The organism is Acinetobacter sp. YH18001, assembly GCF_013416975.1.
Taxonomy (GTDB): domain Bacteria; phylum Pseudomonadota; class Gammaproteobacteria; order Pseudomonadales; family Moraxellaceae; genus Acinetobacter; species Acinetobacter pseudolwoffii.
Genome location: NZ_VPEU01000120.1, coordinates 1 through 1,866, shown reverse-complemented (window position 1 = coordinate 1,866; position 1,866 = coordinate 1). Strand labels below are relative to the sequence as shown.

General features: G+C 42.5%; 1 protein-coding gene and 1 pseudogene. One reads left to right on the top strand and one right to left on the bottom strand.

The annotated features are described in order from the left end of the window. Window positions 1-299 (top strand): annotated as a pseudogene (locus FTV48_RS14870) (RNA-guided endonuclease TnpB family protein); the annotation flags it as partial. A 172-nt stretch (window positions 300-471) separates the two neighbouring features. Here FTV48_RS14870 and FTV48_RS14665 read toward each other — a convergent pair. Beyond that, window positions 472-1,830, bottom strand: a complete 1,359-nt coding sequence (locus FTV48_RS14665) for an NAD(P)-binding domain-containing protein (protein WP_180000766.1) — start codon at window positions 1,828-1,830, stop codon at window positions 472-474. Window positions 1,831-1,866: the final 36 nt, after the last annotated feature.

The following is a 1,866-nucleotide window of genomic DNA, read 5'->3' as shown; positions in this document are numbered from 1 at the left end:
CTGCATACACTTCGCAAAGTGATTCTTTCTTACGTGGGCTTTTAATAGGCACACGCAAGGGAGATCGCTTTCATCGTTTTAATGAGGAAGTTGTGCAAGCTGATTGGAATGCTGCGAGAAACGTGCTTGCAAGATTAAACGACAATGAGATAAGTCGTTATACGCCTTACAAAACTGTAAAGCGTATATTGCAAGAACGGACTGATCGCTATAAGTCGGAACTGACCGACTCAGGCTCTAGTTACACGTTTGGCAACAAGACATTAACAGAGTGCGAATTAGTCCTTGACTATGTTTGACTACATTTTAAGGAACAGGTTCATGTTCATCAGGGTTGTTACGTCGTAAAGGCTGTACGGCCTTATTTGTCTCGGAGAGTGGTGGCAGTCCAAACAACAAACCCCATGACCATAACTTATGGGGCTTGTTGGCTATTTTGCTGCGTATTGTGTGGCTTTTTGTGATTAAGCCTTACATCGCTTCACGTTGTGCTTCATCTTCCAAATAGTTTTCTAAAGAATCATCTAGCGCATATAACCATGGCGTGTGATGTGGCTTAGCCATTTTTCCAGTCATTACTGAGCGATAGACTTTATCTCTAAAGCCCATAATGTTTTCTTTTTTATGCTTTTTCCATTGCATGAAAATATCATGCACTGCATCAATATTGAATGATGGATAGTCCGTCTGCGCAATCAGGCGTTTGATGTAATCGCCTTGGAAGCGGGCAGATTGTTCATCGTTCAATAGGCGCTGCTCTTTTTCATGTAAGGTCTGCGTATGGCTCTGCATTTCTGCCGTGCTTGGTAAAGTAATTTTGCCCAAAATCACATCACGGACAAACCATGCTTGCGCATCGAACATATTGAAGGTGTACCATTGATCTTGCATGCCCAAGTAGAACAAGCGAGGATTCTTTTCCCACACCACACCCTGATATAAACCCTGCGGATAAAGGCAGTTATGTGTTCTGAGGCGTAGGTTATCTTCAATAAATGGGAAGTGGTGCAAATAGCCTGTGCATAAAATAATGGCATCAATTTTGGCAGATGTTCCATCACCAAAATAAGCAGTATTTTCATCTACACGCAGTAATTGTGGCTTTTCAGACCAGTTTTTAGGCCATTTAAAACCCATGGCTTTACTGCGATAGCAACTGTAAATTTGCTTAGCACCGTATTTATAACATTGTGAACCAATGTCTTCGGCAGAGTAGCTGCTGCCAACCAATAACACAGACTTACCTTTAAATTCCAGCGCATCACGGAAGTCGTGTGCGTGCAAAATGCGACCATGGAATTGATCAAAGCCTTCATAAACAGGAACACGTGGGGTAGAGAAGTGTCCAGATGCAACGACAACATAATCAAATTGTTCTGAATAGTGCTGTTGTTGTGCATAATCTTCGACATCTACCGTGAATTTTTGCGTTGTTTCATCATAGGCAATATGCTGAACGGCACTATTGAAACGAACTAAATCTTTGACCTGTGCTTTTTCTGCACGGCCTTTGATGTAATCCCACAGTACTGCACGTGGTGGATATGAAGCGATTGGTTTTTTGAAATGTTCATCAAAAGTATAATCGGCAAATTCTAGCGCTTCTTTGGGGCCATTTGACCATAAATAGCGGTACATACTGCCGTGGACAGGTTCCCCATGTTCATCTATACCAGTGCGCCAAGTATAGTTCCATAGCCCGCCCCAATCATTTTGTTTTTCGAAACATACAATTTCAGGAACTTGTAGACCTTTGGCCTTTGCTGACTGAAACGCTCTTAATTGGGCCATGCCACTTGGGCCAGCACCAATAATTGCAATTCGATCCATTGCTACCTCCATTAGTTTTAGATCGGAAGAGCGTCG